Genomic DNA, 25833 nt, shown 5'->3' on the forward strand with positions numbered 1-25833 from the left:
CAAGGTGTCGCGATGGCCGCTCGACCAACCAGGACTCCCGAACGTTTCGGCCTCGATCGGCTGGCGACGCCGATCGGGGTTGCGTTGCTCGCCACCGATGCCGACGGCGCGTTGCGCGCGCTCGACTGGGATGATTACGAGCACCGCATGCGCGAGCTCTTGCGCCTGCATCATGGCGCGGTGGATCTGGTCGATCGGCCGGCGCCGACCGGGATGAAGACCGCGCTGTCGGGCTACTTCGCGGGCGATCTCGGTCAACTCTCACGCATTGAATGGCGCATCGCCGGCACGCCATTCCAGCAAAAGGTCTGGACCGCGCTGGCAAGAATCCCCGCCGGCACCACGATGAGCTACGGCGCACTCGCCGCGAAGATCGAGATGCCCAAGGCCATTCGCGCCGTCGGTCACGCCAATGGCTCCAACCCGATCAGCGTGGTGTTGCCGTGCCACCGGCTGATCGGCGCGGATGGTTCGCTGGTGAAATATGGCGGCGGGCTGGAGCGGAAGAGGTGGTTGCTCCGGCATGAGGGGGTAGAGGTTTAGGTCTCCGCTCACACCGCCGGCTGAACCGCCTTGTCAGCGGCCATAACATGAGTGAGCGCGCTCTTGATCGCGGATTGCCGCGTCGGGGCGTTGATCTGCGCGCCCAGGAGGTCGGTGACGTAGAACACGTCGCGGGCGCGCTCGCCGAAGGTCGCGACATGGGCCGAGGCGATGTTGAGGTTAAGCTTCGAGATCGCGGTGGTCAGCTCGTAGAGTAGGCCGGGGCGATCGAGGCCGGAGACCTCGATCACGGTGTAGCGGTCGGACCATTGATTGTTGATGGTCACTTCCGGCTCGATCACGAAAGGCCGCGCCTTGCTGCGTACGGTGCGCCGCGCCACCACTTCGGGCAGACGCAGCTTGCCTTCCAGCACGTCCTCGATCATCTCGCCGATGCGGGTGGCGCGCCGGCCTTCGTCCTCGTCGCGGTCGTATTCCCGGGAGATCGAGATCGTGTCCAGCGCGCGGCCGTCGGTCGTGGTGTAGATCTGGGCATCGACGATGTTGGCGCCGGCTGACGCACAGGCGCCGGCGATGATCGACAACAGCCAGGGATGGTCGGCGGCGAAGATCGTCAGCTCGGTGACGCCGCGCACCTCGTCGAAGCCGACATTGATCGCGAGCTTGTGGCCGGCCTGTTCGCTCGACCGCACAAAGCGGGCATGGCGAATCTTGCGCGGCAGCTCGACCTTGAGCCAGTAGGCCGGATAGTGCCGGCCGACATAGGCGTCGAGCTCGTCCGCCGGCCATTCGGCGAAGGCGTGCCGGAATTCGGCGTAGGCGGCCGTGAGGCGCTTGCCGCGGTCGACCTCCGAGAAGCCGCCGGTCAGCACCGGTTCGGTCTCGTAATAAAGCGAGCGCAGCAGCTGCGCCTTCCAGCCGTTCCACACGCCTGGACCGACGCCGCGGATGTCGGCGGTGGTCAGGATGGTGAGCAGCTTCATCTGCTCAACCGACTGCACCACGGCGGCGAAATTCTCGATGGTCTTGCGGTCGGAGAGATCGCGCGACTGTGCCACCGTGGACATCGTGAGATGTTCCTCGATCAGCCAGGCCACGAGCTCGGTGTCGGCGGCGCTGAAGCCGAGCCGCGGGCAGAGCCGGCGCGCGACCTTGGCGCCTGCGATCGAATGATCCTCGGGCCGTCCCTTGGCGATGTCGTGCAGCAGCGTCGTGATGTAGATCACCGAACGATGCTCGGGACGAATTTTGCGCATCAGGTCGCTGGCGAGCGTGAACTCCTCGAAGCCGCCGCGCTCGATGTCCTGGAGGAAGCCGACGCAGCGGATCAGATGCTCGTCGACCGTGTAGTGATGATACATGTTGAACTGCATCATCGAGACGATCTTGCCGAAGGCGCGGATGAAATGACCGAGCACGCCGGTCTCGTTCATCCGCCGCAGCACGATCTCGGCGTTGTCGGAGGTCAGGATCTCCATGAACAGCCGGTTGGCCTCGGGATTCTCGCGCATCTGTGCGTTGATCAGGCCGAGCGAGCGCGTCACGTCGCGCATCGCGTCCGGGTGGAAGGCGAGGTTGTTCTTCTGCGCCAGGCGGAAGATGCGGATCAGATTGACCGGATCGTGCTTGAAGACTTCGGGCGCGGCGACGTTGATGCGGTTGTTGTCGACGATGAAGTCGTCGCTGTCAGGGACGCGCCGCTTCACGGGCGTGGGGCGAAGCCTCGCCATCATCCGGCTCAGCACCGGTGCGGGCTTGGCCTGCTGGTCCTCGAGCTTGGCGCAGAGGATGGCGGTGAGGTTGCCGACTTCCTTGGCGATCAGGAAGTAGTGCTTCATGAAGCGCTCGACGTCCTGCATGCCGGGATGCGAGGTGTAGCCGAGCCGGATCGCGATCTCGCGCTGGAGGTCGAACGACAGGCGCTCTTCGGCGCGGCCGGAGTAGAAATGCAGATTGCAGCGCACCGACCAGAGGAAGTCGGCGCAGCGGCGGAAGCTGCGATACTCCTGCGCGTCGAACACGCCGCGCTCGACCAGCTCGTCGGTGTCGCGGACGCGATAGACGTATTTTGCGATCCAGAACAGCGTGTGCAGGTCGCGTAGCGCGCCCTTGCCGTCCTTGACGTTGGGCTCGACCAGATAGCGCGACTGGCCGCCGCGGCGATGCCGCTCCTCGCGCTCGGCGAGCTTTGCGGTGACGAATTCGGACGCGGTGCCCTGCACCACTTCCTTGTCGAAGCGCGCGACCAGCTCGCCATAGAGCGGCTGGTCGCCGGTGAGGAAGCGCGTCTCCAGGATCGCGGTGCGGATGGTCATGTCGCCGCGCGCCTGCCGGATCGATTCATCGACCGAGCGTGTGGCGTGGCCGACCTTCAGCCCCATGTCCCAGAGGCAATAGAGGATCGCCTCAGCCACCTGCTCGCCCCAGGCCGTCTGCTTGTAGGGCAGGATGAACAGGAGATCGATGTCGGATTCGGGGGCCATCAGGCCGCGGCCATAGCCGCCGGTCGCGACCACCGCCATGCGCTCCGCGCCGCTCGGGATCGGCGAGCGGTAGAGATGCCGGGTCGCGGCCGAATAGAGGATGCGGATGATCTCGTCCTGCACGTGGCACAGCCGCTCGGCACAGCGGCGGCCGTGGCGGTCCTTCAGCAGGATCGCTTGCGCCGCGGCCCGCGCGGCGAGCAGCTCGGCCTTGAGCAGTTGTGCGGTCGCGGTGCGGAAGGTGTCCTCGCGGCCCTGATGCTTTTCCGCAAGCGCATCGACCGCGGCGGTGATCCGCGCGGTGTCGAAGCGATCATCCACCTGTGGCCTATGCTCGGTCGCAACGCTGTCCATGTCTCACCGGATATAAGAGGTGACAGGCGCTGTCACCCGCCATTCTCTGGCAATAGTTGTTCCATGCTGGAAAAGGCCGGCATCGAGCAAAATTGTTCTCAGGCCGCACGCTTTCGAGGGTGGGATTTTCTCGTTGACCTCTAGATATAACTCATTGAAAAACAATGAAGTTTTGGAGGAGGCTGGGCATGACCAACATCACACGACGTATTCTCTTGGCGGGAGCCGTTGCGCTCGCCGTGACCCCCGCGGCACGGGCTGCCGATCCGCTCAAGGAAATCCGCATCGACTGGGCGACCTACAATCCGGTGTCGATGGTCCTGAAGCAGAAGGGGCTGCTGGAGAAGGAGTTCGCCAAGGACGGCATCACCATCACCTGGGTACAGTCGGCCGGCTCCAACAAGGCGCTCGAATTCCTCAATGCCGGTTCGATCGATTTCGGCTCGACCGCGGGTTCGGCAGCTCTGGTTGCGCGCATCAACGGCAACCCGATCAAGTCGATCTATGTCTATTCGCGCCCCGAATGGACCGCGCTGGTCACGGGCAAGGATTCCAAGATCGCAAGCGTTGCCGACCTCAAGGGCAAGCGCGTCGCGGTAACGCGCGGCACCGATCCGCACATCTTCCTGGTGCGCGCGCTGCTCGGCGCGGGTCTCACCGAAAAGGACATCACCCCGGTGCTGCTCCAGCACGCCGACGGCAAGACCGCGCTGATCCGCGGCGACGTCGATGCCTGGGCCGGTCTCGATCCGATGATGGCGCAGGCCGAGGTCGAGGAGGGCGCAAAGCTGTTCTACCGCAAGGCGGACGCCAACACCTGGGGCATCCTCAATGTGCGCGAGCAGTTCCTGAAGGACTATCCGGACGCCGCCCGCCGCGTTCTCGCGGTCTACGAGGAAGCGCGGAAATATTCGCTGGCGAATTACGATGATCTCAAGAAGACCTTCATCGCCGTCACCAAGCTGCCGGAAGCTGTCGTGGACAAGCAGCTCAAGGAGCGCACCGAGCTCACCCACAGCCGCATCGGCGCGCCGCAGCGCGAGTCGATCCTCGCCGCCGGCCTTGCCCTGCAACAGGCCGGCGTCGTCGACGCCAAGGTCGACGTGAAGGCGACGCTGGATGCGTTGATTGACGATCAGGTGCCGCTGCCGACGAATTAGTTCGGCAAGCGCGCGCAACAAACTCCGCCGTCGTCCCGGGGCGCGAAGCGAACCCGGGACCCATAGCCACAGGGAGTGGTTTGGTGCAGCGTTAGTAACTCCGGGTCCCCGCAACCACATCTTCCTGTGGTTATGGTCCCGGATCTGCGCTTCGCTTGTCCGGGACGACAGCGGAGAGTGCAGAAAGAGTAGTGTTGCAATCTCACACGAGACGCGCTTCCTACCGGCCATGATCTCCGATGCGCCAGTTTTGCAGCAATCTTCGGAACCGGCCGAGAGCGCGGCCGCGCCGTCGCGGCTGTCGCGTTATGCGCGGCCGATGCTGGGGTTGCTCCTGCCCTTGATCTTCGCGCTCGGCTGGGAGCTCGTGGTCTGGCTCGGCTGGTCCAATGGCCGGCTGGTGCCGCCGCCCTCGCGGGTCTTTGCCACCATCGCCGATCTCGCCCGCTCCGGTGAGCTGCTCCGCCACATCGCTGCGACGCTGTGGCGTGTCGGGCTCGGCTTCGGTTTCGGCGTGGTCGCAGGCACGCTGCTCGGCGCCATCTCCGGCTATTGGTCGCTGGCGCGGCGGCTGCTCGATCCGACCGTGCAGGCATTGCGTGCGATTCCGTCGCTGGCCTGGGTGCCGCTGTTCATCCTCTGGCTCGGCATTTTCGAGACCTCCAAGATCGCGCTGATCGCGGTCGGGGTGTTCTTCCCGGTCTATCTCGGCGTGATGGGCGCGATCTTGTCGGTCGATCGCAAGATCGTCGAGGTCGGCCGCACCTTCCGTCTCTCCGGCTTCGCGATGATCCGCCGCATCCTGCTGCCCGCGGTGCTGCCGGCCTACGTCGTGTCCTTGCGTGTTGGCCTTGGTCTCGGCTGGATGTTCGTGGTGGCGGCCGAGCTGATCGGCGCCTCCGAAGGCCTCGGCTATCTCCTGCTCGACGGCCAGCAGCTCGGCAAGCCCGCGCAGATCCTCGCCGCCATCGTGATCTTCGCCATTCTCGGCAAGTTGACCGACTGGCTGATCGAGGTCTCTGCCGCGCCGTTCCTGCGCTGGCAGGACGCCTTCGGGCGCGCGAAGGGAGCGTAACGCGATGCTGGCGCTCGACCGGGTCAGCAAGACCTACCCCAACGGCGTGCAGGCATTGGCGCGCTTCACCGCCGAGATCAGGCAGGGCGAGATCCTCGCCATCATTGGCGGCTCCGGCTGCGGCAAATCAACATTGCTCCGCGCCATCGCCGGCCTCGATCGCGCCAGCTCCGGCACGGTGACGCTCGACAGCGAAGCGATCGCCTCGCCGCACGCCAAGATCGGCATCATCTTCCAGGAGCCGCGGCTGCTGCCCTGGCTCAGCGTCGCCGACAATATCGGATTTGGATTAGCCGAGCTGCCTTCGGCTGAGCGACGCGAGAAGGTGACGCGTGCGCTCGCCCGCGTTGGCCTTGCCGACAAGGCGCAGGCCTGGCCGCGCGAGCTCTCCGGCGGGCAGGCGCAGCGCGTCGCGATTGCGCGGGCGCTGGTGCCGCAGCCCGAGGTGCTCCTGCTCGACGAGCCGTTCTCCGCGCTCGACGCCTTCACCCGCCGGGACCTGCAGGATCATCTGCTTGACCTCTGGGCCGATACGCGGCCGACCTTGATCCTCGTCACGCATGACGTCGACGAGGCCGTTGTGCTGGCCGACCGCGTGCTGGTGATGCGGCCGCGGCCGGGCCGGCTGTTCGACCAGATCGAGATCAATCTGGGCCGGCCGCGCGATCGCAATTCGCCGCTGTTCGAGAATTTCAAGCGAAGTGTGCTGACGTCACTCGACCGTTCGCTCGACCGCAACGTGCCCGACCGTGACGCAACCCAGGGTCCCGGTCAGGCCATGTGGTGGTGACATTTTCGCTTCAAGCCGGTACATCGAGGGGCAATTTTCCGGGAGAGAACAAGATGGACGCCGCAGAACTGCGCCAGATGCAGGCCCCGATCAAGGAACGCTACAAGACCGATCCCAAGACCGCGATGATCACGCTGAGGGCCAAGGGCTCGACCGACAGCGAAGGCATCGCCTGCAAGGTCGAGACCGGCCGCGCCATCGCGCTTGCCGGCCTGCATCCGGCCACCGGCGGCTCCGGCCTCGAGCTCTGCTCCGGCGACATGCTGCTGGAAGCGCTTGTGGCCTGTGCGGGCGTGACGCTGAAATCGGTCGCGACCGCGATCGAGGTGCCGCTCAAGACCGGTAACGTCTACGCCGAGGGCGATCTCGATTTTCGCGGCACGCTCGGCGTCGACAAGGAGACCCCGGTCGGCTTCGCCGAGATCCGCCTGCGCTTCGAGGTCGATACTGACGCACCGCAGGACAAGCTCGATCTGCTGCTCAAGCTCACCGAGCGCTATTGCGTGGTCTACCAGACCATCAAGAACGGCCCGAAGGTTTCGGTGTCGATGCAGCGGGTTTAGATGTCGTCCCGGCGAAAGCCGGGACCCATTACCCCTGACGCCGATTGTCTTGCCCTGCTGATAACTCCGACCGTCTAACACAGCGAAGCCTGTGGTTATGGGTCCTGGATCTGCGCTTCGCTTGTCCAGGACGACAAAAGCAAAAATGCCCCCCGAACTCTCCTACATCCTCTTCCTTCTTCTGCGCATGGCGGTTGCGGCCGCCTTCGTGGTGTCGGCGTCGATCATTACCGAGCGCTCCGGCCCGGTGATCGGTGCGCTGGTGGCGACGTTGCCGATCTCGGCAGGGCCCTCCTACGTCTTCCTCGCGCTCGACCATGACGCCGCCTTCATCGCGCAGGGCGCGCTGTCGAGCCTTCCGGTCAACGCGGCAACGATCTTCCTCGGGCTGACCTACGTCGTGCTGGCGCAGCGACACAGCTTTGCCGTGAGTGCCGGAAGCGCGGTGGCGGTGTGGATCGTGCTGGCGTCCATCATCCGCCTGTTCGACTGGACCTTGACGGCCGGGCTCGCCGTCAACCTGGTCGCCTTCGGCATCTGCATTCCGCTGCTCGCAAAATACCGCCATGTGAAGATGCCGCTGGTGACGCGTCGCTGGTACGACATTCCGTTCCGCGCTTCGCTGGTCGCAACCCTTGTCGCGATCGTGGTCTCGACCTCGAGTTGGGTCGGCCCTCGCGTCTCCGGTGTGATCGCGCTCTACCCGATCGTCTTCACCAGCATGATGGTGATCCTGCATCCCCGCATCGGGGGACCGCCGACAGCGGCGGTGCTCGCGAACTCCGCCTGGGGCCTGCTTGGCTTCGGCATGGCGATCGCGGTGCTGCATCTGGGGGCCGCGAATTTCGGCTCCGCGGTTGGCCTCAGTCTGGGGCTTGCCACCTGCATCGTCTGGAATCTGACGCTGTGGTGGAAGGGGCGGAGGAAGCGGCTTGAACTTCGTAGGGCGGATTAGCGAAGCGTAATCCGCCATCTTCTCAGCCGCGGAAACAAAAGCGGTGGGTTACGCCTTCGGCTAACCCACCCTACGGCAGCACCGTCATTGCTTCGGCAGCTTCGCCTTCAACGCATACAACGCATCCAGCGCCTCGCGCGGGGACATCTCGTCCGGGTGCAGCGCCTTTACAGCGTCCATCAATAGCTCGGCCTCGCTCGGCGGTGCGGCTTCCGCGGCGGCACGCGAGGGCACGGCGAACAGCGGCAGATCGTCGGCGAGCGCGCGGGCGGTCTGGCCGCGGTCCTGGGCTTCGAGTTTCGCCAGCACCGATTTCGCGCGCGTGATCACCGCCGGCGGCAGGCCGGCGAGCTTGGCCACCTGAATGCCGTAGGAGCGGTCGGCCGAGCCCGGCAGCACCTCGTGCAGGAACACGACGTTGCCCTGCCACTCCTTCACCCGCACCGTCGCGTTGAACATCCGCGGCAGCTTGGCCGAGAGCGCGGTCAGCTCGTGATAATGCGTCGCGAACAGGGTGCGGCAGCGGTTGCTTTCATGCAGATGCTCGATTGCGGCCCATGCAATGGAGAGGCCGTCGAATGTCGCGGTGCCGCGGCCGATCTCATCGAGGATCACCAGCGCCCGCTCGCCGGCCTGGTTGAGGATCGCAGCCGTCTCGACCATCTCGACCATGAAGGTGGAGCGGCCGCGGGCGAGATCGTCGGCGGCGCCGACGCGCGAGAACAGGCGGTCGATGATGCCGATCCGCGCGCGCGTGGCCGGCACGAAGCTGCCGATCTGCGCCAGCAACGCAATCAGCGCGTTCTGGCGCAGGAAGGTCGATTTACCCGCCATGTTCGGGCCGGTCAGCAGCCAGAGCTGGCCGGATTTTTGCGCGGGGCTAGGCGAGAGGTCGCAGGCATTGGCAATGAATGGCTCGCCGTTGCGCTTCAGGGCCTGCTCGACCACGGGATGACGGCCGGCTTCGATCGCAAAGCCGAGGGAACCATCGACCTCGGGCCGCACGTAGTTTTCATCGACCGCGAGCTTGGCCAGCGACGTCGCAACGTCGAGCAGCGCAAAGCCTTGCGCTGCAGCGCGCAGATCGTCGCTGATATCGAGTGCCTTGGCGCAGAGCCGCTCGAAAATCTCAAGTTCGAGCCCCAGCGCGCGGTCGCCGGCGTTCGCGATCTTGGCTTCGATCTCGCCAAGCTCGGACGTCGTGAAGCGCACCTGCCCCGCCAGCGTCTGGCGATGAATGAAGGTGGCGTTCAGCGGCGCCGACATCAGCTTGTCGCCGTGCTGCGCGGTGACCTCGACGAAATAGCCGAGCACGTTGTTGTGGCGGATCTTGAGGCCTTTTACGCCGGTGTCGTCGGCGTAGCGGGCCTGCATCGAGGCGACAACCAGGCGCGAGGCATCGCGCAGGTTTCGCGCTTCATCAAGCGCCGGCTCGTAGCCGGCACAAACGAAGCCGCCGTCGCGTTTGATCAGCGGCAGCTGCTCGTCGAGCGCGCGGGCAAATTCGGCCGCGAGCTCGCGCGAGGGGCGCTTGAGTGCCGCCATCACCGCGGCGATCTCCTGTGGCGGCTGGTCGAGCTCGGAGAGCCGCGCCAGCACCTGATCGGCGGCGATGATGCCGTCGCGCAGACCTGCGAGATCGCGTGGGCCGCCGCGGCCGACCGAGAGACGGGCGAGCGCGCGCGACATGTCGGGCGCGCCGCGCAGGATGCTGCGGATGTCCTCGCGCGTGGCTGAATCCGCGACGAAGGCGCTGACGGCATCGAGCCGCCGCGCGATCGCCGGCGCATCGGTCAAGGGTGCGGCGAGCCGTTGCGCCAGCAGGCGCGAGCCCGCTGACGTCACCGTGCAATCGATGGCATCGAGCAGTGAGCCGCGGCGCTCGCCGGCGAGCGTTCGGGTCAATTCGAGATTGGCCCGGGTGGCGGGATCGATCGCCATGGTCGCGCCCGAGGCTTCGCGTGCGGGCGGCGACAGCGGCGGGTGCTTGCCGACCTGGGTGCGGTCGACATAGGTGACGGCGGCGGCAGCGGCCGTGGCCTCCAGCCGCGAGAGCTGCGCCAGCCCGTCCATGGTCGCGACGGCGAAATAGTCGCAGAGGCGCTTCTCCGCGGTGGCGCCATCGAAGACGTCGCGGGTCACCGGCGTGACCGCCGGCAGCTCGCGCAAGGTTTGTCCGAGCTCGTTATCACTATAAAGCGCGTCGGTGACGATGGCCTCGTTCGGATTGATGCGCGCGAGCGTCGCGGCGAGCTCGCCGCTAGAGCATTCCGTCACCGTGAATTCGGCGGTCGAGATGTCGATCCAGGCGAGACCAAAGCGGTCGCCGCCGGCGGACGAACGCGCGCGCGCAATCGCCAGCAGATAGTTGTTGGCGCGCGCATCGAGCAGCGTGTCCTCGGTCAGCGTGCCCGGCGTGACCAGCCGGACAACGCCGCGGCGCACGACGCTCTTGTTGCCGCGCGCTTTCGCAGCGGCGGGGTCCTCGGTCTGCTCGCACACGGCAACCCGGTGGCCGGCGCTGATCAGGCGATGCAGATAATCCTCGGAGCGCTCGACCGGCACACCGCACATCGGGATGTCGTTGCCCTGATGCTTGCCGCGCTTGGTCAGCACGATGCCGAGCGTCTTCGAGGCGATCTCGGCGTCTTCGAAGAACAGCTCGTAGAAATCGCCCATCCGGTAGAACAGCAAGAGGCCCTGATGCGCCGCCTTGATCTCCAGATACTGTTCCATCATCGGCGTGACGCGCGCGGCGGCTTCTGCCTGCGGCACGGCGGTAGGTTCGGGCTCTGGCGATTGGATGGGCTGTTGCATGGTCATGGGCGGCGCAACCTACAAAATTTCGCCTCCTGCTCCTATCGCTTTGGCCGGGGAGGGGAGGTTTTCCACGTTGTCCGCACCGCGGCATGCGCTGGCGGCGTGGATACCCCTCGGAACAAGCAAGAAACCGTCAATTGACCTGCCGCGGGCGCCCTCCTAAAACTCCGCCGACATTGAAGAATTTCGCCGGACCGCGGCATTCAGGGAGAACAACGATGCGTGACGTCTTTATCTGCGATGCCGTGCGGACCCCGATCGGCCGTTTCGGCGGCTCCCTTGCCAAGGTGCGCGCCGACGACCTCGCGGCGGCCCCGATCAAGGCGCTGATGGCCAAGCACCCCAATCTCGACTGGGCGCAGGTGGATGAGGTGTTCTTCGGCTGCGCCAACCAGGCCGGCGAGGACAACCGCAACGTCGCGCGCATGGCTCTGCTGCTTGCAGGGCTGCCGGACTCGGTTCCCGGCCAGACCCTGAACCGGCTCTGCGCCTCCGGCCTCGATGCGGTCGGTGCTGCGGGGCGCGCCATTCGCTCCGGTGAGATCGAGCTTGCGATCGCCGGCGGCGTTGAATCCATGACCCGCGCGCCGTTCGTGATGGGCAAGGCGCAGGAAGCCTTCTCGCGCTCGGCCGAGATCTTCGACACCACGATCGGCTGGCGCTTCATCAATCCGCTGCTCAAGGCGCAGTATGGCGTCGACGCCATGCCGGAGACCGGCGAGAACGTTGCCGAGGAATTCCAGGTCTCGCGTGCCGATCAGGACGCCTTCGCGATCCGCTCGCAGCAGCGCGCGGGTGCGGCGATCGCCTCCGGCTATTTCGCGGAAGAAATCACGCCGATCACCATTCCCGGCGGCAAGGCCGGCCCTGTGACCATCGACAAGGACGAGCACCCGCGCCCGGAGACCACGCTGGAAGGTCTCGCCAAGCTCAAGCCGATCGTGCGCAATCCCGGCACGGTGACGGCCGGCAATGCGTCGGGCGTCAACGACGGCGCCGCCGCGATGATCCTGGCCTCCGAGGCCGCGGTGAAAAAGCACGGCCTGACGCCGCGCGCCCGCATTCTCGGCCTTGCCTCGGCCGGCGTGCCGCCGCGCATCATGGGCATCGGCCCGGTGCCCGCGACCCGCAAGCTGATGGAACGTCTGGGCAAGAAGATTACTGATTTCGACCTGATCGAGCTCAACGAAGCCTTCGCCTCGCAGGGCATCGCCTGCATGCGCCAGCTCGGCGTCGCTGACGATGCCGATTTCGTCAATCCGCACGGCGGCGCCATCGCGCTCGGCCATCCCCTCGGCATGAGCGGCGCGCGCCTCGCGCTCACCGCGGTGCACGGCATGGAGAAGCGCGGCGGCAAGCTCGCGCTCGCCACCATGTGCGTCGGCGTCGGCCAGGGCGTCGCCGTTGCGATCGAGAAGCTGAATTAAGACTCTGTCCTCTCCCTCTCCCCGTTCTTACGGGGAAAGGGCAGGGGTGAGGGGCCTCTCTCCGCGGATGAGATGGCCGCGGGACCTGTACCCCCTCACCCGGATTGCTTCGGACGATGCTTCGCATCGCCGAGCGCAATCCGACCTCTCCCCGCAAGCGGGGCGAGGTGAAGAGTCTGAGTTCGCTCGCTTCTCTCGCGCCCCGATCTGAGAGGGAGAAAATGTCAGCATGATCATCGAGCGCGAGCAGGACGTCACGGCCGCCGCTCTAGCGGTGATGGAGCGGACGTCTGATCCGCGGATGCGGCAGATCATGGTCTCGCTCGTCAAGCATTTGCACGGCTTCGTCCGTGACGTGCGCCTGACCGAGAAGGAATTCCGCGACGCCACCGCTGTGATCGCCGAGCTCGGCAAGCTGACCACCGACACGCATAATGAAGTCGTGCTGATGGCGGGCTCGCTCGGCGTCTCGCCGCTGGTGTGCCTGCTCAACAATGGCGATCAGGGCAACACCGAAACCGATCAGTCGCTGCTCGGGCCGTTCTGGCGGCTGAACTCGCCGCGGGTCGAGAATGGCGGATCAATCGTCCGGTCCGAGACGCCGGGCGCGCCGCTGTTCGTCAGCGGCCACGTCGTCGACAAGGACGGCCGCCCCGTCGCCGGCGCGGAGGTCGACGTCTGGCACGCCTCGCCGGTCGGGCTCTATGAGAACCAGGACCCCGAGCAGGCCGACATGAATCTGCGCGGCAAGTTCACGACCGATGCCGACGGGCGCTTCGCCTTCCGCTCGGTGATGATGGTCGGCTATCCCATTCCCACCGACGGTGTCGTCGGCCGTCTGTTGGAAGCGCAAAGCCGCCACCCCTATCGTCCCGCGCATCTGCACGCCCTGATCTTCAAGCCGGGATTCAAGGTGCTGATCTCGCAGGTCTACGATCCCAACGACCCCCACATCGATAGCGACGTGCAGTTCGGCGTGACACAAGCGCTGATCGGCAAGTTCCTGCGCCACGAGACGCCGCACCCGACCGCGCGTGACGTTTCGACGCCATGGTATTCGCTCGACCACACCTATCGGCTCGAGGCCGGGGAGGCCGTGCTGCCGCGTCCGCCGATCAAGTAAGGCTTCGTGACGGATCGTGTCGGGTTCGCGGGAGGCCGCTAAACCTGCTTCCCTAGATTAGTTATATTCTATAATGATTGACGGAAGCGTTGACCGGCTGGACCAAAATGGCCGGGGAGGAGTTCGCCGATGACATTCATCTATCCCACTGACAGCAACAAGGCGCATCCGCTGCCGCTGTCGCCCGAATACAAGAGTTCGATCAAGCGCGCGCCGAACAAGCCCTTGATCCCGATGCGCCACACGCTGTCGGAACTGACCGGCCCGGTCTATGGCCACGAAACCGTGCGCGACGGCGACAACGATCTCACCACTCAGCACAAAGGCGAGCCGCTCGGCGAGCGCATCATCGTGCACGGCCACGTCCGTGACGAGGACGGCCGCGGCGTCCCGAACTCGCTGGTCGAGATCTGGCAGGCCAATGCCTGCGGCCGCTACGTCCACGTCCGCGATCAGCATCCGGCGCCGCTCGACCCGAATTTTACCGGAGCGGGCCGCACCCAGAGCGACGCCTCCGGCTACTATCGCTTCGTCACCATCAAGCCCGGCGCCTATCCCTGGGGCAATCACCACAATGCCTGGCGCCCCGCCCACATCCACCTGTCGGTGTTCGGCCATTCCTTCGTCACCCGCCTCGTGACGCAGATGTATTTCCCGGGCGACCCGCTGTTCCCGTTCGATCCGATCTTCAACTCGGTCCCGGACGAGAGGGCGCGGATGCGCATGGTCTCGTCGTTCGACCTGGAGAATACCAAGCCGGAATGGGCGCTGTGCTATCGCTTCGACATCGTGTTGCGCGGCAAGGATGCCACCCCCATGGAGAACCACTAACGTGCAGGACTCTGTGAAGCCCGATGGTATCACCCCATCGCAGACCGTCGGTCCGTTCTTCAAATATGGCCTGACGCCGACCGGCGATTACGCCTGGAACGACGCGTTCACCAATTCGACGCTGACGCCCGACGTCACCGGCGACCGCGTCCGCATCGAGGGCCGGGTGTTCGACGGCGACGGCGCCATAGTGCCGGATGCCATGTTGGAACTTTGGCAGGCCGACGCGCAAGGGCGCTACGCCGATCCGCAGGACAAGCGCGCGCTGCCGAACGCCAGCTTCCGCGGCTTTGCCCGCTGCGGCACCGACAAGGACGGCAATTATTCCTTCGACAGCATCAAGCCGGGCGTCGTGCCCGATCCCGACGGCAAGCCGCAGGCGCCGCACATCGTTCTGGCGGTGTTCGCGCGCGGCATGCTGCGGCATCTCTATACCCGCATCTATTTCAGCGACGAAGCCGGCAACGCCGCCGATCCCGTGCTGGGATTGGTCCCTGCCGACCGCCGCGCCACGCTGATCGCGGTGCGCGAGGCCGGCAAGCCGGTCTATCGGCTCGACCTGCGCCTGCAGGGCGACAACGAGACGGTGTTCTTCGACGTGTAGCCCCGACGTCGTCCCGGCGAAGGCCGTCCGGGACGACGAGAGGAGGGTGTGGCGCTTCCCCGAGTGTTCATGCAGTATGGCTGCGGCACCGGGGGGCGCGACTCATGACATCCTCACAACTGCCGGCGGTCGCTGAGCCCGGGTACCTGACGGCTGCGCTACGCAAGGCTGGTGCGCTGGACGCCGGCGCCGTGCGCGAAGTGAAAGTGCTGGATGAGCGTGACATCCTCGTGTCGCACATCACTCGGCTCGGCCTGCGCTATGTCGGGGAGTCCTCTGGTTCTCCGCAGACGCTGATTCTCAAGACGCCGCATCCCAATTTTGCCAAGACGCTCGCGCATGGCGGCCGGCACGAGGTGGCCTTCTATGCGAAGCTTGCACCGAAAATGCCCTCGGGGCTGATGCCGCGCTGTTTCGACGGGCGCTTCGACGAGGAGAGCACAGATTGGCATCTCCTGCTCGAAGACCTCACCGACAGCCACGAGATCGCGACGCAATGGCCGCTGCCGCCGTCGCGCGATCAGGCGATGACCATCGTCACGACACTCGCAAGCTGGCACGCGGCGTGGTGGGACCACGCCGGCCTTGGCGACACCGTCGGTACCTGGATGAGCCCTGAAGAGAGCGCGCAGCGTATGGAGATTTTCGCGGGCCACTACGATCGCTTTGCCGATCTGCTCGGTGATCGCCTGAGCGAGGAGCGCCGCATTCTCTATCGCCGGCTCATCGATCAGTCGGCCGGCCTGTCCGAGCGCTATTTTTCGCGGCGCCATCTCAGCATCACCCATGGCGACGCGCACAGCTGGAATTTCCTGCTGCCACGCGCCGGTGTCGTCGACACCGTGCGCATTTTCGATTTCGACCAGTGGCGCATCAACGTGCCGGCCTCGGACCTCGCCTACATGATGGCGATGCAGTGGTATCCGGAGCGCCGACAGGCGCTCGAACGTCAGCTGCTCAATCATTATCACGAGACGCTGCTCGCGCACGGGGTGGTCGGCTACACCCGAGGTGCGCTCGACCAGGACTATCGCCGGTCGGTGCTCTGGCACATCACCAAGCCGGTCTGGCAATGGGCGATCAACATCCCGCCGCTGATCTGGTGGAACAATCTGGAGCGGGTGATGATGGCGGTCGAGGATTTGGGGTGTGAGGAGTTGTTGTAGCGGACGGTGGAGCGCGACGGCGGCTCAACAATCCCGCTGTCGTCCCTGCCTAGTGCGCAATTGCGCACGGGCGCAGGGACCCATAACCACAGGGAGGAGTCGTGGCGCGAGCTGGCAACTCCGAGTCGTCGCCAAACCTCTCCCTGTGGTTGGGTCCCGGATCTGCGCTTCGCTTGTCCGGGACGACAGGGGAGATTGCCGTTCGACTGCAACTACTCCATCACCGCATGTTCCGGTGCTGCGGTCTGCTTGCGCAGCATGGCCTTGGTCGAGCCGATCATCAGCGCCAGCGGGATGGTGCAGAGGATGAAGAACATCACGAGCTGGTAATCGCGCGCAAAGGCGATGATCTGTGACTGGAGGCCCACGATCCTGTCGGCCATGGCGCGGCCGGCATCGGTCGAGAGGTTGATCATGCCGCTCACGTCGGGCATCTGCAGCGCGTGGTTGAACGGGTTGATGTGCTCGGACAGGATCGCATAGGTCTTGCGCGTACCCTGGGTCAGCTGGGCGATGACGATGGAGATGCCGACCGAACTCGCAACGTTGCGGAGCAGCGTCAGCATCGAGGTCCCGTCGGTCCGCAAATGGTTCGGCAGCGTCATGAAAGCGACCGTCGAGAGCGGCACGAAGACGAGGCCGAAGCCAAAACCCTGGATCACGCTGACGATGATGATCTCCGGCACCTGGGTCTGGTCGGTCCAGCCGGTCATCTGGAACAGCGACGCCGCCGTCAGCGTCAGGCCGGAGATGATCAGCGTGCGCGCCTCGATGTAGCGCATGATGCGGCCGACCATCATCATGGCAAAGAAGGTGCCGAAGCCACGGCTCGCGAGCAGGCCGCCTGCGGTCATGATGGGATAGCCGATGACGTTCTGCAGGTAGGGCGAGGCCAGCGCCATGGTCGAATACAGCACGAGCCCCATCACCGTCATGAAGATGCAGCCGGTGAGGAAGTTGCGATCCCGGAACAGTGCGAACTGGATGAAGGGACGTGAGGTCGTGAACGAGTGCGCGAAGAAGTAATAGAAGGCGATTCCCGAGACGACGAACTCGGTCACGATCTCGATCGATTCGAACCAGTCGAGTTGCTCGCCACGGTCAAGCGCAAGCTGCAGCGCGCCGATCCCGACCGCGAGCGCCGCAAAGCCGAACCAGTCGAATTTGAGGGTGGTATCCTGCTTGGTCTCGTCCATGAAGATGCTGAGTCCAAGCACGGTGATCGCGCCGAACGGCAGATTGACGAAGAACACCCAGTGCCAGGAATAGGTCTCGGTCAGCCAGGCGCCGAGCGAGGGGCCCATGATCGGGCCCATCATCACGCCCATGCCCCAGATCGACATCGCCTTGGCGCGTTCCTGCAGCGTGTAATAGTCGAGCATCACCGACTGCGACAGCGGCACCAGGGCTGCGCCGAACACGCCTTGCAGCAGGCGGAACAGCACCATCTGGTTGATGTCCTGCGCCAGCCCGCACAGCACGGAGGCGAAGGTGAAGCCGGCGGCGCAGATGATGAAGATGCGCTTGCGGCCGAAGCGGTTGGAAATCCAGCCTACCGGCGCGGTCATGATGGCGGCGGCGACGATGTAGGAGGTCAGCACCCAGTTGATCTGGTCCTGCGAGGCCGACAGCGTGCCCTGCATATAGGGCAGCGCGACGTTGGCGATGGTGGTGTCCAGCGCCTGCATGATGGTCGCCGTCATGGCGCAGATCGTCACCATGTTCCGGCGCAGGCCGGGGACCATCAGGGCAGGGTTGGACTCCGCCATCGGATCAGTCCTAGTCCTGATCTTTGTCTTGGCCGGCCGTCGCCGATAGGCCGAGCAGGCCGGCGAGCGAGCGCTTGTGGCCGGTGTCGATGGTGGCATAGACGCTCATGCCGGCCTTCAGCTTCTTCACGTATTTGTCGCTCTCGTCGAAATAGATCCGGACCGGCACGCGCTGCACCACCTTGACGAAGTTGCCGGTGGCGTTCTGCGGCGGCAGGATCGCGAATTGTGCGCCGGTGCCGGGCGACAGCGAGCCGATCTTGCCCTTGAAGACGTGGTTCGGGAACGCATCGACCTCGAGCGTGACCGCTTGTCCCTCGGTGACGTGGGTGAGGTCGCTCTCCTTCGGATTGGCGTCGACCCAGGGATGGGCGACGTCGATGATGGAGAACACCGCCATGCCGGCGGAGACGTAGCGGCCAAGCTGAATCTGCTCCACCTGCGTTGCCACGCCGCCCATCGGCGCCCGCACCACGGCGTGGTCGAGATTGCGCTCGGCGTTCTCGAGCTTGGATTTGGCCTGGGCGTAAGGCGGGAATTTCTCCAGGGGCAGGTCGGTGTCGCCGAGCAACTGGGTCTTGGCGGTCGAGATCTGCTGCTTGACGTATTGTGCGATCGAGCCCGACGTGACCAGCGCGTTCGAGGCGTTGTCGAGATCGAGCTGCGAGCCGTAGCTGTTCTTCACCAGCGCCTGCTTGCGCTCGACGTCGCGTTGCTTCAGGTCGACGCCCTTCTGGGCGAGATCGAGCATGTCGCCGTAAATCTTGATGTTGGCGCGGAGATTGTCATAGGTCGACTGCGCCTGCATCAGCTGCGCCCTGGCCTCGTCCACCGCGAGGCGGAACGGCACTGGATCGATCTCGAACAGCTCGTCGCCCTGCTTGACGAGCTGGCCCTCCTTGACGACGACTTTTTGGATCTTGCCGGAGATGTCCGGCGTCACCAGCACCTTCTGCGCACCGACATAGGCGTCGTCGGTGCCGACATAGCGGCCGCCATTGAGATAGAAGGTCAGACCGGCGATCACGGCCACGATCGGCAGCACCACCATCAGCAGGAAGCGGCGATAGCGGCGCAGGCCGGCGACGAAACGGCGGCGCGGGTCGGTGCCGGCCTTCTTGGTCGGCTTGCCGCTGTCGATCTTCTGCTCGGGCTGGAATTTGAGAACCTGATCAGCCATAGCGCTGCTCCTTACGCGCCTGTTCCGCTCCGCTATTCTGGATCGCGTTACGCACGTTTTCCTTGATGGTTTCGAGTTGGGTGAGGAGACGGTGGGCGTCAGCCGGGCTGATGCCGTCGAGCGCGTTCGCCGTGAGTTCCGATTTCAGGCCGCTCATCTTGCCGAGCAGTTGCCGCCCGGCCTTCTTCAGATAAAGGCGCTTGACGCGGCGGTCCGAGGCGTCGCTGCGGCGCTCGATCCAGTCGCTGTCGCACAGCTTGTCGATCAGCCGCGTCAGCGTGATCGGCTGCATCTCCAGCAGTTCGGCGAGTTCCGACTGTTTCATGCCCTCGCTGCGCTCGACCTTGGCCAGCACCGCCCATTGCGCGCGGGTGATGCCGAAACGCGAGGCCTCCTTGTCGGCATAGACGCGCAAGAGCCGGTGGAGCTCGCCGAGCGTGAACAGGAAGTTATGGTCGACAGACCCGCGGGTCATGAGTTTCGCCCCCCAATAAGCTTCGCTATAATAAGCAAGCTTATGATTATTTCATGGCGGAAGAATGCGGTGCTGTCCCGCAGCAAAAGCATGGCTGACCGCCGCAGCGCCGGTCGTGCTTTGGGTTCCCCGGCCGAAATGCTAGAAGGCGGGCCGAATGACCCTCGCAAAGCCGACATTTCCTGCGCCCGACCACGATCACGGCCGCTGCACCGCGGACGCGCTGGCGCATGCGGAAGCGGTTTGCGAGCAGCGGGCGCAGAAATTCACGCCGATCCGCCGCCAGGTGCTGGGTGCACTGCTTTCCAGCCATCGGCCGCTGGGCGCTTACGAGGTGATCGACGAATTGGCAAAATCGATGGCGCGACCGGCGCCGATCACGGTCTACCGTGCTCTCGATTTTCTGATGGCGAACGGCCTCGTGCACCGCATCGAAAGCCGCAACGCCTATCTCGCCTGCGCCGCCCACGACCATGACGCGACCTCGGCGGTCGCGTTCCTGATCTGCGAGCGCTGCGGTCTTGTCGGTGAAATTCCTTCAGCGTCCTTTGCCAAGGACCTCAACGCCGCCGCGCGAGCGTCAGGCTTCGCGCCAAAGCTGTCCGTGGTCGAGATCACGGGCATCTGCACCCATTGTCAGAAGACGTCTTGAAACAACAACGGCGCAAAGCCGGATTCCAGGAAGAAATGTCCTCACCTCAAGCCAACCCGTCCGCCGCGCGCCCCCTCAGTGCCGGCGCCATCGCCCTGATGCTGATGCTGTGCCTGACCTGGGCCTTCAACCAGATCGCGGTGAAGCTGGTGCTGCCGGATATCCCGCCGATGCTCCAGGCGATGATCCGCTCGATGGGCGCGCTGCCGGTGCTGTTCATCATGGGCAGCTTGCGCGGCGTCAAATTCTTCGAACGTGACGGCACGTGGAAGCCCGGCCTGATCGCCGGGCTGATGTTCGGCATCGAGTTCGTGCTGATCTTCCAGGGCCTGCGCCTCACCTCCGCGTCGCGCGCGGTGGTGTTTCTCTATACCGCGCCGTTCTTCGTCGCGCTCGGCTCCTATCAGGTGCTCGGCGAGCGCCTTGGCAGCACGCAATGGCTGGGGCTGGCGATCAGCTTTGCCGGTGTCGCGCTCGCAATCGGCGTGCCGCAGGCCAATGTCGATACGCACGTCCTGCTCGGCGATCTCATGATCGTCGCCGGCGCCTCGCTCTGGGCCGCAACCACGCTGGTCGCCAAGGGCACTCGGCTGCGCTTCGCCGCACCGGAGAAGGCGCTCGGCTATCAGGTCGCTACCTCAATCCCGATCCTGGGCGCGGCGGCGCTGCTGTCCGGAGAATCCATCACCCGCACCCCGTCGCCACTGTCGTTCGCGTTGATGGCTTTCCAGGCCATCTGGGTGGTTGGAACCACGTTCACGCTTTGGTTCGCGCTGGTGAAGACTTATTCGGCCAGCAAATTGTCGGCTTTTACCTTCATCACCCCTTTGTTTGGCGTGGTGGGTAGCTATTTCATCATGCACGATCACCTGAGCCTGGCTTTCGGGGCGGCAGCCGTCCTTGTAATTGCTGGGCTTTTTCTGGTTAACCGTCCGAGCCAAACGGCGGCGGCGCCAGCTGATGCATTGCTGAACGTCACCAAAACCTGATATTTGGACCCCATGAACAAGCTCGAAAACACCATCGATTCCGACGTCGCAGGCCCGGCTCCGCGTCACCGGACCACCCAGGTCAAGGTCGGCGACGTTGCCGTCGGCGGCGGTGCGCCGATCGTCGTGCAGTCGATGACCAACACCGACACCGCCGACATCGACGGCACCATCGCCCAGGTCGCAGCGCTCGCGCGCGCCGGCTCCGAAATGGTCCGCATCACCGTGGACCGCGAGGAGGCCGCTGCCGCCGTTCCGCACATCCGCGACGGTCTGGCCAAGCGCGGCATCACCACGCCGCTGATCGGCGACTTCCACTACATCGGCCACAAGCTGCTCGCGGCCTATCCGGCCTGCGCCGAGGCGCTCGCCAAATACCGCATCAATCCCGGCAATGTCGGCTTCAAGGACAAGCGCGACACTCAGTTCGCCGACATCATCGAAATCGCGAACAAGAACAACAAGCCGGTGCGCATCGGCGCCAATTGGGGTTCGCTCGACCAGGAGCTTTTGACCAAGCTGATGGACGAGAATGCCGCATCCGCCGATCCGCGCGACGTGCGCGCGGTGACGCGCGAGGCCATGGTGCAGTCGGCGCTGCTCTCGGCCGCGCGCGCCGAAGAGCTCGGTATGCCCAAGAACCGCATCATCCTCTCGGCCAAGGTCTCGGCCGTGCAGGATCTGATCGCGGTCTATCAGGATCTCGCGTCGCGCTCGGACTACGCCATCCATCTCGGCCTCACAGAGGCCGGCATGGGCACCAAGGGCATCGTGGCGTCTTCGGCCGCGCTCGGCATCCTCTTGCAGCAGGGCATCGGCGACACCATCCGCATCTCGCTGACGCCGGAGCCCGGCGGCGACCGCACCCGTGAAGTGCAGGTCGGCCAGGAACTGCTGCAGACCATGGGCTTCCGCACCTTCGTGCCGCTGGTTGCGGCCTGCCCCGGCTGCGGCCGCACCACCTCGACCACGTTCCAGGAACTGGCGCGCTCGATCCAGGATTTCATCCGCGACGAGATGCCGGGCTGGAAGACGAAATATCCGGGCGTTGAAGAGCTCAACGTCGCGGTGATGGGTTGCATCGTCAACGGCCCCGGCGAGTCCAAGCACGCCAATATCGGCATCTCGCTGCCCGGCACCGGCGAAGCGCCGGCCGCGCCGGTCTTCGTCGACGGCAAGAAGTTCCGCACGCTGCGCGGGCCGACGATCTCTGCCGACTTCAAGGCACTGGTGATCGACTACATCGACCAACGTTACGGCGCCAAGGTGCCGGCGCCCGCGGCGGAGTGATTTAACTCCGCTGCTGCTTCGCACTCAGCTGTCGTCCCGGCGAAGGCCGGGACCCATGACCCCAGGGAGAGGTTGTGGCGCGAGGTCGGCAACCCCGAGTCTTCACCAAACTACTTCCTGTGGCTATGGGTCCCGGATCGGCGCTCCGCTTCGCTGCGCTTGTTCGGGACGACGAGTTCAGTTTGCGGCGTAGATTGCGCTTCTGCCGCTAAGAGCTACCATGCTCCCAATCAAGATGATCGGGAGACACGCCATGAGCTCACTCGCCGGCAAGCAGGGTCCGCGCTACCGCCACACGGCGGACGACGGCGCACCTTACGAAACCATCGCGGTCGAAAAGCTCACCCCCATCATCGGCGCGGAAATCTCCGGTGTCGACATCGGCAAGCTCGTCTCCGACGATGCCCGTTCCAACCAGCAGATGGACGAGATCCACCGCGCGCTCGCCGAAAACCTCGTGATCTTCTTCCGCGACCAGGAGATCACGCCGAAGCAGCATCTCGCCTTCGGTCGCAAGTTCGGCGAGCTGCATTTTCATCCCGCCGCACCGCATGAGGACGAAGACCCGGCGCTGATGAAGATCTATGCCGACAAGAATTCGCCGCGCGCCAACGGCGAGGGCTGGCATTCCGACGTCTCCTGCGATCTCGAGCCGCCGATGGGCTCGATTCTCTACATCAAGCAGTGCCCGCCGCGCGGCGGCGACACGCTGTTCGCCAACATGTACGCCGCCTATGAAGCGCTGTCGGATCGCATGAAGGCCTATCTCGACGGCCTCACCGCGCTGCATGACGGCGAGCCGATCTATCGCGGGCTTTACGCGAACTACGGCGTCGCCGATCGCCCGTCCTATCCGAGCGCCGAGCACCCGGTGGTACGCACCCATCCGGTCACGGGCAGGAAGGCGCTCTACGTCAATCGCGGCTTCACCCGCCACATCAACGGCATCCCGCGCGACGAGAGCGACGCGATGCTCGCCTATCTCTACCAGCACGCCGAGAACCCGCTGTTCCAGTGCCGCTTCCGCTGGACCGAGAATGCCATCGCCTTCTGGGACAACCGCTGCACCCAGCACCGCGCGATGTGGGATTACTGGCCGCATACGCGCTCGGGCACGCGGGTGACGGTGAAGGGGGAACGGCCGGTGTGAAAATATCGTGGCGCATCACCGCCGCTATCGCTGTTTCGCTGATCCCGCTTTTGGTTTTGCCGGCTGACCAGGGCGAGGCGGCTGCTGCGCGCAAGGCCGCGAGAGCCAGGACCAAGCCGCCTGCGCCGGAGACATGCGAGCCGCGCAAATTCAAGATCATCCTCGATGTCGGACACACCTCGGAATCGCAAGGCGCGACCAGCGCGCGCAACGACGTGGAATTCGGCTTCAACCTGCATTTGGCGCGGCTGATCGGAGAGCACTTGAAATCGGCGGGCTTTGCCGCGACCCGCGTGCTGGTAACCGAAGGCAAGGCGCGGGCAAGCCTGCTCAAGCGTGTCGGCACCGCCAACGCCGCACATGCTGACTTTTTCCTGTCGATCCACCATGATTCGGTGCCCGACAAAATGCTCGAGGAATGGGAGTTCGAGGGCGCCAGGAGCCATTTCAGCGATCGCTTCAGCGGCCATTCGCTGTTCGTGTCCGAGCGCAATCCGCGTTTCGCCGCCAGCCTCGCCTTTGCCCGGCTGCTGGGCCGGGAGCTGAAGGAGAAAGGCCTGCAATACGCCACACAATACAGCCTGCCGCTGATGGGGCGTTATAGGCATCCATTGCTCGACAAGGATGTTGGGGTCTACCGCTATGACGGGCTCGTGGTGCTCTCGCAAACGATCAGCGCCGCGGTGCTGCTGGAAGCCGGCTCCATCATCAACCGCGACGAGGAGATGGCTATGAATTCGCCGGAGCGGCAGGAGCTGGTTGCGGCGGCCGTGGTGACGGCGATGCGGGCGTATTGCGAGAAGCGGTAATTTGCTGCGTTCGAGGCGCTACAGCGGCGCGCCCTGATACTCCCGGTTCGCCAGGCTTGCCTCCTCCAGGTCCAAATCGCGTTCGATTCTCCGTCGCGTCTCGTCGGTAATCTGCCCGTCGCGGAGCAGGTCGTGGATGAACTTGCGTTCGGCGGCGATCAGCTCGCGGGTCAGTGCGGTGCCGGCGGCGGAGACATCGTGGTGGGCGGGATCGAGTGAATCAGGAAGCTGGTTGACGCGGATCTCGTGGCGCGCGCGCAGGAGCCGCATCACTTCGTCCGACACCTCTTTTTCTTCGGTCAGCGCGTCCAGCGATTTCAGCGCGGCGTCGAGCGCCTCGCGCCGTGCCGCGATCTCGGCCTCGTGCTCGGCGACGTGCTCGTTACGGCCGGCTTCCGCGATGCCGAGCCAGCGAACCACCGGCGGCAGCGTCAGGCCGACGCCGATCAGGGTGATGAAGATGACGCCGAAGGCGACGAACAGGATCAGGTCACGATACGGGAAGGCGTCGCCGTCGGGCAGCGTGAACGGCAGCGCCAGCGCGGCGGCCAGCGACACCGCGCCGCGCACGCCGGTGAAGGCGAGCGCGAACGGCCATTGCCAGGGCGGCGACGGATCGCGTGTGCGCAGCGACTTGCTGAGCATCCGCGGCAGATAGGTCGCGGGGTAGAGCCAGGCGAAGCGCGCGAGAACGATGATGACCATGACCACAGCGGTCGCGATCATGATGTCGTCGAGCGGGAACGCTTTCGATTTCTCGTAAAGCGCGCGCATCTGGAAGCCGGTGAGCAGGAACAGCAAGCCCTCGATCAGATAGATGATGAGGTCCCAGAAGAAGATGCCTTGCAGGCGCGTCGACGCCGAAATCAGCAGCGGCCCGTTCCAGCTCACATAGAGGCCGCAGGCGACGGTTGCGATCACGCCGGAGCCGCCGACATGCTCGGGCAGCCAGTAAGAGACATAGGGCGTGATCAGCGACAGCGTCAGCTCGACCCGCGGCTCGCAGGACCATTTGCGGAAGCGCAAAGATAGCCAGCCGACTCCGATGCCGAAGGCGATTTCGCCAGCGACGATGAGGGCAAATTCGCCGGCCGCCAGCGGTAGCGAGAAATGCCCGACCATGATCGCAGCGAGCGCGAAGCGATAGAGGATCAGCGCGGTGGCGTCGTTGGCGAGGCCTTCGCCCTCGAGGATAACCAGGAGCCGGCGCGGCATGTTCAGCCGGCGCGCGATCGCGAGCGGCGCCACCACGTCGGGCGGCGCAACGATGGCGCCCAGCAGGAAGCCGATGCTCCAGGGCAGGCCGATCACGTAATGGGTGGCCGCCGCGACCAGCGCCGCCGTGAAGATCACGGCGCCGACCGCGAGCAGCACGATCGGACGCAGATTGTTCCTGAACTCGCGCCAGCTCATCGCGACGCTCGCCGAGTAGATCAGCGGCGGCAGCACCATCAGCAGCACCAGTTCCGGCGGCAGTTCCACCGGCGGCATACCCGGTACGAAAGCGAGGCCGACGCCGGAGAGCATCAGCAAAATGGCCGGCGCCAAGTTGAAGCGGCGGGCGACCAGCGCGGTGCCTGCCAGGACAGTGAGCAGGATAAGGAAGGTCTGGAATTTCGCTGCGATCATGGCCTGTCTTGGCCCGGAACCGGCCAAGAGGTCAA

The 25833-nt window shown here is 65.0% G+C and carries 22 protein-coding genes; 16 read left to right on the forward strand and 6 right to left on the reverse strand.

Going from position 1 to position 25833, the window contains the following annotated elements; all coding sequences use genetic code 11:
* Positions 1-12: 12 nt before the first annotated feature.
* Positions 13-543 carry a methylated-DNA--[protein]-cysteine S-methyltransferase gene (locus ACLFLU_RS02910; protein ID WP_426410861.1) on the forward strand — a complete coding sequence of 177 codons (531 nt, stop codon included), beginning with the start codon at positions 13-15 and terminating at the stop codon, positions 541-543.
* An 8-nt stretch (positions 544-551) separates the two neighbouring features.
* On the opposite strand, the gene ACLFLU_RS02915 is transcribed toward ACLFLU_RS02910, so the two are convergent.
* Positions 552-3341: a [protein-PII] uridylyltransferase gene (locus tag ACLFLU_RS02915; protein ID WP_426410862.1), complete on the reverse strand. Its 2790-nt coding sequence runs from the start codon at positions 3339-3341 to the stop codon at positions 552-554.
* A gap of 188 nt (positions 3342-3529) precedes the next feature.
* On the opposite strand from ACLFLU_RS02915, the gene ACLFLU_RS02920 reads away from it, so the two are divergent.
* From ACLFLU_RS02920 to ACLFLU_RS02940, 5 genes are all read left to right on the forward strand, one after another.
* Positions 3530-4501: an aliphatic sulfonate ABC transporter substrate-binding protein gene (locus ACLFLU_RS02920; RefSeq protein ID WP_426410863.1), complete on the forward strand. Its 972-nt coding sequence runs from the start codon at positions 3530-3532 to the stop codon at positions 4499-4501.
* Positions 4502-4730: 229 nt separating this feature from the next.
* Positions 4731-5576, forward strand: coding sequence for an ABC transporter permease (locus ACLFLU_RS02925; RefSeq protein WP_426410864.1), 846 nt, complete (start codon positions 4731-4733; stop codon positions 5574-5576).
* 4 nt (positions 5577-5580) lie between these two features.
* Positions 5581-6366 carry an ABC transporter ATP-binding protein gene (locus ACLFLU_RS02930; RefSeq protein ID WP_426410865.1) on the forward strand — a complete coding sequence of 262 codons (786 nt, stop codon included), beginning with the start codon at positions 5581-5583 and terminating at the stop codon, positions 6364-6366.
* A gap of 53 nt (positions 6367-6419) precedes the next feature.
* Entirely contained in the window at positions 6420-6929 is a 510-nt protein-coding gene (locus ACLFLU_RS02935; RefSeq protein WP_426410866.1) for an OsmC family protein, read from the forward strand.
* A 145-nt stretch (positions 6930-7074) separates the two neighbouring features.
* Positions 7075-7884: a hypothetical protein gene (locus tag ACLFLU_RS02940; RefSeq protein WP_426410867.1), complete on the forward strand. Its 810-nt coding sequence runs from the start codon at positions 7075-7077 to the stop codon at positions 7882-7884.
* Between the two features lie 84 nt (positions 7885-7968).
* Here the strand turns inward: ACLFLU_RS02940 and mutS are convergent, their stop codons facing one another.
* On the reverse strand, positions 7969-10707 hold the full coding sequence (gene mutS / locus ACLFLU_RS02945; protein ID WP_426410868.1) for a DNA mismatch repair protein MutS: 2739 nt from the start codon (positions 10705-10707) through the stop codon (positions 7969-7971).
* Between the two features lie 215 nt (positions 10708-10922).
* On the opposite strand from mutS, the gene pcaF reads away from it, so the two are divergent.
* The 5 genes from pcaF (at position 10923) to ACLFLU_RS02970 (ending at position 15855) form a co-directional block, all read left to right on the forward strand.
* Complete coding sequence (gene pcaF, locus ACLFLU_RS02950; protein WP_426410869.1) at positions 10923-12131, forward strand: 3-oxoadipyl-CoA thiolase; 1209 nt, start codon at positions 10923-10925, stop codon at positions 12129-12131.
* A 229-nt stretch (positions 12132-12360) separates the two neighbouring features.
* Positions 12361-13254 carry a dioxygenase gene (locus ACLFLU_RS02955; RefSeq protein WP_426410870.1) on the forward strand — a complete coding sequence of 298 codons (894 nt, stop codon included), beginning with the start codon at positions 12361-12363 and terminating at the stop codon, positions 13252-13254.
* Positions 13255-13383: 129 nt separating this feature from the next.
* On the forward strand, positions 13384-14085 hold the full coding sequence (gene pcaH, locus ACLFLU_RS02960; RefSeq protein ID WP_426410871.1) for a protocatechuate 3,4-dioxygenase subunit beta: 702 nt from the start codon (positions 13384-13386) through the stop codon (positions 14083-14085).
* A 1-nt stretch (position 14086) separates the two neighbouring features.
* Positions 14087-14689, forward strand: a complete 603-nt coding sequence (pcaG, locus tag ACLFLU_RS02965) for a protocatechuate 3,4-dioxygenase subunit alpha (RefSeq protein WP_426410872.1) — start codon at positions 14087-14089, stop codon at positions 14687-14689.
* A 104-nt stretch (positions 14690-14793) separates the two neighbouring features.
* Positions 14794-15855 carry a phosphotransferase gene (locus ACLFLU_RS02970; RefSeq protein ID WP_426410873.1) on the forward strand — a complete coding sequence of 354 codons (1062 nt, stop codon included), beginning with the start codon at positions 14794-14796 and terminating at the stop codon, positions 15853-15855.
* 212 nt (positions 15856-16067) lie between these two features.
* On the opposite strand, the gene ACLFLU_RS02975 is transcribed toward ACLFLU_RS02970, so the two are convergent.
* The 3 genes from ACLFLU_RS02975 to ACLFLU_RS02985 are packed head-to-tail and all read right to left on the reverse strand — an operon-like array spanning position 16068 to position 19279.
* The gene (locus ACLFLU_RS02975) at positions 16068-17624 is read right to left on the reverse strand and encodes an MDR family MFS transporter (protein WP_426410874.1); all 1557 of its coding nucleotides are present in this window, start codon (positions 17622-17624) and stop codon (positions 16068-16070) included.
* Between the two features lie 10 nt (positions 17625-17634).
* The gene (locus tag ACLFLU_RS02980) at positions 17635-18804 is read right to left on the reverse strand and encodes an HlyD family secretion protein (protein ID WP_426410875.1); all 1170 of its coding nucleotides are present in this window, start codon (positions 18802-18804) and stop codon (positions 17635-17637) included.
* The gene (locus ACLFLU_RS02985) at positions 18797-19279 is read right to left on the reverse strand and encodes a MarR family winged helix-turn-helix transcriptional regulator (protein WP_426410876.1); all 483 of its coding nucleotides are present in this window, start codon (positions 19277-19279) and stop codon (positions 18797-18799) included. The genes ACLFLU_RS02980 and ACLFLU_RS02985 overlap by 8 nt, the downstream gene beginning before the upstream one ends.
* Positions 19280-19436: 157 nt before the next feature.
* Between ACLFLU_RS02985 and ACLFLU_RS02990 the strand changes: the two genes are divergently transcribed.
* The 5 genes from ACLFLU_RS02990 to ACLFLU_RS03010 all read left to right on the forward strand — a co-directional run bounded on the left by ACLFLU_RS02990 (position 19437) and on the right by ACLFLU_RS03010 (position 24169).
* Positions 19437-19931: a Fur family transcriptional regulator gene (locus ACLFLU_RS02990; protein WP_426410877.1), complete on the forward strand. Its 495-nt coding sequence runs from the start codon at positions 19437-19439 to the stop codon at positions 19929-19931.
* 35 nt (positions 19932-19966) lie between these two features.
* Positions 19967-20920 carry a DMT family transporter gene (locus ACLFLU_RS02995; protein WP_426410878.1) on the forward strand — a complete coding sequence of 318 codons (954 nt, stop codon included), beginning with the start codon at positions 19967-19969 and terminating at the stop codon, positions 20918-20920.
* A 12-nt stretch (positions 20921-20932) separates the two neighbouring features.
* Positions 20933-22210, forward strand: a complete 1278-nt coding sequence (ispG, locus tag ACLFLU_RS03000; protein ID WP_426410879.1) for a flavodoxin-dependent (E)-4-hydroxy-3-methylbut-2-enyl-diphosphate synthase — start codon at positions 20933-20935, stop codon at positions 22208-22210.
* A 253-nt stretch (positions 22211-22463) separates the two neighbouring features.
* Complete coding sequence (locus tag ACLFLU_RS03005; RefSeq protein WP_426410880.1) at positions 22464-23360, forward strand: TauD/TfdA dioxygenase family protein; 897 nt, start codon at positions 22464-22466, stop codon at positions 23358-23360.
* A 2-nt stretch (positions 23361-23362) separates the two neighbouring features.
* Positions 23363-24169: an N-acetylmuramoyl-L-alanine amidase gene (locus ACLFLU_RS03010; RefSeq protein ID WP_426414203.1), complete on the forward strand. Its 807-nt coding sequence runs from the start codon at positions 23363-23365 to the stop codon at positions 24167-24169.
* 18 nt (positions 24170-24187) lie between these two features.
* Here ACLFLU_RS03010 and ACLFLU_RS03015 read toward each other — a convergent pair whose 3' ends face one another.
* Entirely contained in the window at positions 24188-25798 is a 1611-nt protein-coding gene (locus ACLFLU_RS03015) for a Na+/H+ antiporter (protein WP_426410881.1), read from the reverse strand.
* Positions 25799-25833 lie beyond the last annotated feature (35 nt).

The sequence above is a fragment of the Bradyrhizobium ganzhouense genome, assembly GCF_049949285.1.
Lineage (GTDB): Bacteria > Pseudomonadota > Alphaproteobacteria > Rhizobiales > Xanthobacteraceae > Bradyrhizobium > Bradyrhizobium ganzhouense.

Coding starts and splice junctions, on each gene's coding strand:
- ACLFLU_RS02925 (WP_426410864.1), top strand. CDS start 4,731: ATGATCTCCGATGCGCCAGTTTTGCAGCAATCTTCGGAACCGGCCGAG.
- ACLFLU_RS02970 (WP_426410873.1), top strand. CDS start 14,794: ATGACATCCTCACAACTGCCGGCGGTCGCTGAGCCCGGGTACCTGACG.
- ACLFLU_RS02915 (WP_426410862.1), bottom strand. CDS start 3,341: ATGGACAGCGTTGCGACCGAGCATAGGCCACAGGTGGATGATCGCTTC.
- ACLFLU_RS02910 (WP_426410861.1), top strand. CDS start 13: ATGGCCGCTCGACCAACCAGGACTCCCGAACGTTTCGGCCTCGATCGG.
- pcaF (WP_426410869.1), top strand. CDS start 10,923: ATGCGTGACGTCTTTATCTGCGATGCCGTGCGGACCCCGATCGGCCGT.
- ACLFLU_RS02980 (WP_426410875.1), bottom strand. CDS start 18,804: ATGGCTGATCAGGTTCTCAAATTCCAGCCCGAGCAGAAGATCGACAGC.
- ACLFLU_RS03015 (WP_426410881.1), bottom strand. CDS start 25,798: ATGATCGCAGCGAAATTCCAGACCTTCCTTATCCTGCTCACTGTCCTG.
- ACLFLU_RS02975 (WP_426410874.1), bottom strand. CDS start 17,624: ATGGCGGAGTCCAACCCTGCCCTGATGGTCCCCGGCCTGCGCCGGAAC.
- ispG (WP_426410879.1), top strand. CDS start 20,933: ATGAACAAGCTCGAAAACACCATCGATTCCGACGTCGCAGGCCCGGCT.
- ACLFLU_RS02940 (WP_426410867.1), top strand. CDS start 7,075: ATGCCCCCCGAACTCTCCTACATCCTCTTCCTTCTTCTGCGCATGGCG.
- ACLFLU_RS02985 (WP_426410876.1), bottom strand. CDS start 19,279: ATGACCCGCGGGTCTGTCGACCATAACTTCCTGTTCACGCTCGGCGAG.
- ACLFLU_RS03005 (WP_426410880.1), top strand. CDS start 22,464: ATGAGCTCACTCGCCGGCAAGCAGGGTCCGCGCTACCGCCACACGGCG.
- pcaH (WP_426410871.1), top strand. CDS start 13,384: ATGACATTCATCTATCCCACTGACAGCAACAAGGCGCATCCGCTGCCG.
- ACLFLU_RS02920 (WP_426410863.1), top strand. CDS start 3,530: ATGACCAACATCACACGACGTATTCTCTTGGCGGGAGCCGTTGCGCTC.
- ACLFLU_RS02990 (WP_426410877.1), top strand. CDS start 19,437: ATGACCCTCGCAAAGCCGACATTTCCTGCGCCCGACCACGATCACGGC.
- ACLFLU_RS02995 (WP_426410878.1), top strand. CDS start 19,967: ATGTCCTCACCTCAAGCCAACCCGTCCGCCGCGCGCCCCCTCAGTGCC.
- ACLFLU_RS02935 (WP_426410866.1), top strand. CDS start 6,420: ATGGACGCCGCAGAACTGCGCCAGATGCAGGCCCCGATCAAGGAACGC.
- ACLFLU_RS02955 (WP_426410870.1), top strand. CDS start 12,361: ATGATCATCGAGCGCGAGCAGGACGTCACGGCCGCCGCTCTAGCGGTG.
- ACLFLU_RS02930 (WP_426410865.1), top strand. CDS start 5,581: ATGCTGGCGCTCGACCGGGTCAGCAAGACCTACCCCAACGGCGTGCAG.
- mutS (WP_426410868.1), bottom strand. CDS start 10,707: ATGACCATGCAACAGCCCATCCAATCGCCAGAGCCCGAACCTACCGCC.